Annotated in this window: 1 protein-coding gene; it reads left to right on the top strand. The window is 72.1% G+C overall.

The window, feature by feature from the left end; genetic code table 11:
• Positions 1-7328: beta-ketoacyl synthase N-terminal-like domain-containing protein (locus ACTMTF_RS49150; RefSeq protein WP_441116999.1), on the top strand; the 7328-nt coding region annotated here is incomplete at both ends.

Raw genomic sequence — 7328 nt, 5'->3', positions numbered from 1 at the left:
GATCCGGAGTTGGCGATCGGTGTGCTGGCGCAGGCTTTGGATCATGGTGAGGGGCCGGTCACGGTCGCCGACATCGATTGGGCCCGGTTCGCGCCGGTCCTCACGGTGCAGCGGCCCAGTCCGCTGATCGGTGATCTGCCCGAAGCCCGGCAAGCCCTGAGCGACCCGACCCCCACCAGCACCGAAGAGCACCGGACCACCGCCGGCACAGAGTTGACGGCCCGGCTGACCGGCCTGAACCGGGCGGATCAGATCCGGCTGCTCACGGATCTGGTCCGGACCGAGGCGGCCGTCGTCCTGGGCCATTCCTCTCCGGAGGCGCTGGCGGTCGGGCGGGCGTTCAAGGACCTCGGTTTCGACTCGCTGACTGCCGTGGATCTGCGTAACCGGCTGAACGCCGCCACTGGGATGACGTTGCCGGCCACGCTGGTCTTCGACTACCCGACCTCAGCGGCGCTGGCGGGTTTCCTACGCTCGCGGCTGCTGGGTGACCGGGATGATGCCGTGATCGTCACGGCGACCGCTTCGGATGAGCCGATCGCGATCGTCGGCATCGGCTGTCGTTTTCCTGGTGGGGTGCGTGGTCCGGAGGAGTTCTGGCGGCTGCTGGCTACCGGGGCGGACGTCGTGTCGGATCTGCCGGCCGACCGGGGTTGGGACATGACAGCCATCCAGGACCCAGCCTCGGCCGAGCGGGGTCAGGCTCCTCGCGGCGGGTTCTTGTATGACGCGGGTGAGTTCGATCCGGGGTTCTTCGGGATCTCGCCGCGTGAGGCGCTCAGCATGGACCCGCAGCAGCGGCTGCTGCTGGAGACCTCCTGGGAGGCGCTGGAGCGGGCCGGCATCGACCCTGGGCTGTTGCGCGGGTCGGCGACCGGGGTGTTCGTCGGAGCCTCCTGGTCCGGGTACGGCCTCGACCGGCAGCAGGAGGCGGGCGGCGACAAGGCACACCTGTTCACTGGCATGTCGAGCAGTGTGTTGTCGGGGCGGATGTCGTACGTGCTGGGTCTGGAAGGCCCGGCGGTGTCGGTGGACACGGCCTGCTCGTCGTCGCTGGTGGCACTGCACCTGGCCGGGCAGGCGCTGCGGTCGGGGGAGTGCACCCTGGCCCTGGCCGGCGGCGCGTTCGTCGCCGCCACCCCCGTGATGTTCACCGATTTCAATTCACAGCTCGGGCTGGCGCGCGACGGTCGCTGCAAGGCCTTCGGAGCGAGCGCCGACGGCATGGGGATCGCCGAGGGTACGGGCGTCCTCGTACTGGAACGGCTTTCCGATGCTCGCCGTAACGGGCATCCGGTTCTCGCGGTCGTCCGTGGTAGCGCGGTGAACCAGGACGGCGCGTCGAACGGGCTGATGGCGCCGAACGGTCCGTCGCAGCAGCGGGTGATCCGGGCGGCGTTGGCCAACGCGCGGTTGTCGGCCGGGGATGTCGATGTGGTGGAGGCGCACGGCACCGGGACGGTTCTCGGCGATCCGATCGAGGCGCAGGCGTTGCTGGCGACGTATGGTCAGGATCGGCCGGAGGGGCGGCCGTTGTGGCTGGGTTCGGTGAAGTCGAACATCGGGCACACGCAGGCGGCGGCTGGGATGGCCGCTGTCATTAAGATGGTGCTGGCTCTGCGGCATCAGGAGTTGCCGCGAACCCTGCACGTGGACGAGCCCTCGCCGCACATCGACTGGTCGTCGGGTCAGGTACGGCTGCTGAACGAGCCCGTCGCCTGGCCAGTGGGCGACCGCCCCCGCCGAGCCGGTGTGTCGGCCTTCGGGGGCAGCGGCACCAACGTCCACACCATCCTCGAAGAAGCCCCCGACCCGGACACCAGCGACACGACCGGCACGGCCGCCCCGGACGACACCGCCGCGAGGGTGTTGACCGGTGGCACCACGGCCTGGCTGCTCTCGGCCCGCAGTGCCGCCGGCCTGGCCGCCCAGGCCCAGCGGCTGGGTGACTTCACCTCAGCCGATGAGTCTCCGGACCCGAGGGACGTGGGCTGGTCCCTGGCCACCACCCGATCGGCGTTCGAGTATCGCGCGGTCCTGCTCGGCCAGGATCGGAACGAGCTGACCGCGAGACTGGCCGCGATCGCCGCCGGCGAACCGGCCGACGGCGTGATCAGCGGCACGGTTCCGGCCGACGGGGACGCCGGCCGGGTGGTGTTCGTGTTCCCGGGTCAGGGGTCGCAGTGGGTCGGCATGGGTCGGGAGCTGGCTGAGAGCAGCCCGGTGTTCGCGGCTCGGCTGGCTGAGTGTGGTCGGGCTTTGGCTCCGTACGTGGACTGGTCTTTGGACGATGTCCTGGCTGGTGCTTCGGGGCTTGACCGGGTGGATGTGGTTCAGCCGGTGTTGTGGGCGGTGATGGTGTCGCTGGCTGCGGTGTGGCAGGCGGCTGGGGTGGAGCCGGATGCCGTGGTGGGGCATTCGCAGGGGGAGATCGCCGCAGCGGTGGTCGCCGGGATCTTGTCGCTGGAGGACGCCGCGAAGATCGTTGCGCTGCGCAGCCAGGCGCTGACGGCTCTGTCGGGCCGGGGCGGGATGCTCTCGATCGCCGAGTCTGCGGATGCGGTCGAGGCTCGGGTGGCGTCGTTGGACGGGCGTGCCTCGGTGGCTGCGGTCAATGGGCCGGATGCCACGGTCGTTTCCGGTGATCCGGAGGCGCTGGCGGAGGTGCTGGCCGGGTGTGAGCGCGATGGTGTCCGGGCGCGGATGCTGCCGGTGGATTACGCCTCGCATGGTCCGCAGGTGGATTCGTTGCGTGAGGAGATCCTGGGGCTGCTGGACGGTGTCACCCCGCAGGCGGGCCGGATCCCGATGGTGTCGGCGATGACCGGTGAGTTCCTCGAAGGCCCCGAGTTGGACGCAGGCTACTGGTACGCCAGCCTGCGGGCGACCGTCCAGTTCAGCCGGGCGATCGAAGCGCTGGGCGAGTACGGGGTGTTCATCGAGACCTCCGCACACCCGGTACTGACTGCGGCGATCACCGACGCGCATGATGCGTCCCCGGTGGTGTCGGGGACGTTGCGGCGGGACGACGGTGGCCCGGCGCGGTTGCTGGCTTCCCTGGCCGAGGTTCACGTTCAGGGTGTCGCGGTGGACTGGGCGGCGGTGCTGCCGATGGGCGAACAGGTCGAGTTGCCGACCTATGCCTTCCAGCGGCAACGGTACTGGCCCGAGGCCGCGGCCGGCGCCGCCGACGTCGCCTCCGCCGGTCTGGGATCGGTCGGGCATCCGCTGCTCGGCGCCGTGGTCGAGCTGGCTGACGGTGACGCCCTCGTGTTCACCGGGCGGCTGTCGCTGACGACCCAGCCCTGGCTCGCCGATCACGAGATGGACGGGACGGTCTTCTTCCCCGGAAGCGGGTTCGCCGAGCTCGCCATGGTGGCCGGATCACGGCTGGGATGCACCCGGATCGACGAGCTGACCATGGCCGCGCCCCTGGTGCTGCCCGCGACCGATGCCGTCCAGGTCCAGGTCACCGTGGGTGCCCCGGACGATGACGGCCAGCGGGAGATCGAGATCTTCGCCCGTCCGGTGGACGCCGGTGTCCCGTGGATCCGGCACGCCACCGGGCGGATCGCTCCGGCCCGGCCGCCCGCCGGTTTCGCCGAGAGTGAGTTCACCGTCTGGCCCCCGGCCGGCGCCGTGGTCGTGCCGGTGGACGGCGTACACCAGGAGCTGGCGGCGGCCGCTGGGGTCGGGCCCGCGTTCCAAGGTTTACGGGCGGCCTGGCGGCGCGACGGCGAGGTCTTCGCCGAGGTCGTTCTGCCGGAGGGCATCGCCGGCAACGCCGGTGATTTCGGCCTCCACCCGGCCCTGCTGGACGCCGCTCTGCACGCCGTCTGGCTGGCCGAGCCGGCCGCCGACGCGGGTGGCGCGCGGATGCCGTTCGCCTGGTCCGGGGTGTCGTTGTACGCGGTCGGTGCGTCGGTGCTGCGGGCCCGGGTGCGGCAGTCGGCGACCGGCGCGTTGTCGCTGGTCGCGGCCGACCCGACGGGGAATCCGGTTGTTTCGGTCGAATCGCTGGTGCTGCGACCGGTGGCGGCCCCGGCGGCTGGAGGCGCGCTGAGGGAGGCCCTGTTCAGCATCGAATGGATTCCCGTTCCGGTGCGGGAGTCCGCCCCGAGCGGCCACTGGGCGGTCACCGGGCCCGACCGGCTGAGGCTGACCGAGCGCCTGGAAGTAACCGGCGTCGCGGTGAGCGCCTACACCGATCTGGCCGCGCTGTCGGCGGAGATCGAGGCGGGTGGCACGGCTCCGGAGGTGGTGCTGGCCGGTGTCGGCACGGCGGCTCACGGTCAGGTGGTGCTGGCCGGTGTCGGCACGGCGGCTCACGGCCGGGAAAACGTGGATGAGGGTGCGGCCGCCCGACGAGTGACCGGTGAGGCGCTGGGGCTGGCGCAGCGATGGCTGGCGCTGGAGCTGCCGGCGCGCCTGGTCGTCGTCACCCAGGGGGCGGTCGCGACCGTACCCGGCGAGACGGTGGCCGATCTGGGCGCCGCGGCGGCCTGGGGGCTGCTCCGCTCAGCGCAGTCGGAGAACCCCGGCCGGCTGGTCCTGGCAGACCTGCCCGCTCAGGACGACATCGGTGAGGCCCCGGATGCGGTCGGGGTGCTGGTCGCCGCGCTGGACGCCGCGGAGCCGGAGCTCGCCGTTCGCGGCGGCAGCGCCTACGGCCGGCGGCTGGCCCGCCCGTCCGTCGCCGCCACACCGGCCGGCACCATGAAGGATGATCAGGCGCCGTCCCCCCGCGTTCCCGGCGCGGTCCTGGTCACCGGTGGCACCGGGAAGCTGGCCGGTCTCACCGCCAGGCACCTGGCCGCCGGCGGCCGGGCCGGTCAGCTGATCCTGGTCAGCCGCTCCGGGCCGGCCGCCGCTGGAGTCGGGGCTCTGGCCGCCGGCATCGCGGCCGCCGGGGCCGGCGTGCTGGTCGCCGCGTGCGACGTCGGGGACCGGGCCGCCGTGACCGGGCTGCTCGCCGGTCTTCCGGCCGGAACCACTCTGTCCGGCGTCGTCCACACCGCCGGAGTCGTCGACGACGGCATCATCGGCTCACTCACTCCCGACCGGGTCGACGCCGTGATGCGGCCCAAGACCGACGCGGCGTGGACCCTCCACGAGCTGACCCTGGGTCTCGATCTGGACCTGTTCGTCCTGTTCTCCTCGGCCGCGGCCACGTTCGGCGGGCCAGGCCAGGGCAACTACGCGGCGGGCAACGCCTTCCTCGACGCGCTGGCCGCCCGCCGCCGCGCCGCCGGCCTGCCCGCCGTCTCCCTGGCCTGGGGAGCCTGGATGGCCAGCGAGGGGATCGGCCGGAACCTGAGCAAGGGCCTGCTCGACCGGATCACCGGCAGCGGCGCCGCCGAATTGTCCGCCGACGAGGGCCTCACCCTGCTCGATCTTGCCCTCGCCCGGGACGAGGCCGTGCTGCTGCCGGTCAGGTTCGACGTCGCCGGGATGCGCGCCCAGGCCGCCCGTGGCGCCGAGATCCCCGCCCTGCTGAGAGGGCTGGCCGGGCCGGCTCGGCTGACCACGGCCTCAGCCGCGAACCAGGGAGCGCTGGCGGACACCCTACGCCGGAGACTGGCCGGCGTGTCTGCGGCCGAACGCGATCGGGTGCTGACGGATCTGGTGCGTACGCACGTCGCCGCCGTTTTGGGGCATACGTCGGCCGGCGCGGTCGAGCTGAGCCGGGCCTTCACCGACCTCGGGTTCGACTCGCTGACCGCCGTGGACCTGCGTAACCGGCTGAGCGCCGCGACCGGGTTGCGGCTGCCGGCCACGCTGGTGTTCGACTACCCGACCGCCACGGTCCTGGCCGGTCACCTCGCCTCGGAGCTGCTCGGCGTCCTGAGCCCGGACGGGCCGGCGCCCATCACCGCCCCGATCGAGCCCGGTGAACCCATCGCGATCGTGAGCATGGGCTGCCGGTTCCCGGGCGACGTCCGTGACCCGGAATCGTTGTGGGACCTGCTGGCCGCCGGCGGCGACGCGGTGACGGAGCTGCCCCTGGACCGGGGCTGGGACATAGACGGCCTGTACGACCCGGACCCCGACAAGGCCGGCACCTTCTACGCCAGGTCCGGCGGATTCGTACACGACGCCGCCGAGTTCGATCCGGGGTTCTTCGGGATCAGTCCGCGTGAGGCGCTCAGCATGGACCCGCAGCAGCGCCTGCTGCTGGAGATCTCGTGGGAAGCGCTGGAACGGGCCGGGATCGACCCGATGAGCCTGCGGGGATCGCAGACCGGGGTCTTCGCCGGTGGGGCGGCCTTGGGGTACGGACTCTTCGCCTCGACGGGCTCCGAAGGCCACCTGCTGACCGGGGGCTCGACGAGCGTCCTGTCCGGACGCGTCTCCTACACCCTGGGCCTGGAGGGACCGGCGGTCACCGTCGACACGGCGTGTTCGTCGGCGTTGGTGGCCATGCATCTGGCCGCGTCCGCGTTGCGGGCGGGGGAGTGTTCGCTGGCGCTGGCCGGTGGTGTCACGATCATGGCGACGCCGGGGGCGTTGGTCGGGTTCTCCCGGCAGCGTGGCCTGGCCCAGGACGGCCGCTGCAAGGCGTTCTCGGCCTCGGCCGACGGTATCGGCATGGCCGAGGGCGCCGGGATGATCCTGCTGGAGCGGCTGTCGGATGCCCGCCGCAACGGGCATCCGGTTTTGGCCGTGATGCGGGGCAGTGCGGTGAATCAGGACGGCGCGTCGAACGGGTTGACGGCGCCGAACGGTCCGTCGCAGCAGCGGGTGATCCGGGCGGCGCTGGCCAACGCGCGGTTGTCGGCCGGGGATGTCGATGTGGTGGAGGCGCACGGCACCGGTACGACGCTGGGCGACCCGATCGAGGCGCAGGCGTTGCTGGCCACGTACGGGCAGGGCCGTCCTGAAGGCCGGCCGTTGTGGCTCGGGTCGGTGAAGTCCAACCTCGGCCACACCCAGAGCGCGGCCGGCGCCGCCGGCGTGATGAAGATGGTGCTTGCCCTGCAGCATCAGGAACTGCCCCGCAGCCTGTACGCCGAGGAACCGGCGGAGAACATCGACTGGGCGGCGGGAGACATCGAGCTCCTGGCCGAGCCGAAGCCGTGGCCGGTCGACGGCCGTCCCCGGCGGGCCGGGGTGTCGTCGTTCGGGATCAGCGGCACCAACGCCCACGTCATCATCGAAGAAGCCCCCGCGGCCGTCGAACCTCCCGCCACCGAAAGTCCGCGTTTGCCGGTGTTGTCGGGGTCGGCGGTGGCGTGGTTGGTGTCGGCGCGTTCGGGTGCTGGGTTGGGGGCGCAGGCTGGTCGGTTGGGTGAGTTCGTGGGGGCTCGTCCGGGGTTGGGTGTCGGGGA

Source organism: Nonomuraea sp. ZG12, assembly GCF_052068115.1.
Taxonomy (GTDB): domain Bacteria; phylum Actinomycetota; class Actinomycetes; order Streptosporangiales; family Streptosporangiaceae; genus Nonomuraea.
This window is presented reverse-complemented; position numbering and strand designations above follow the sequence as displayed.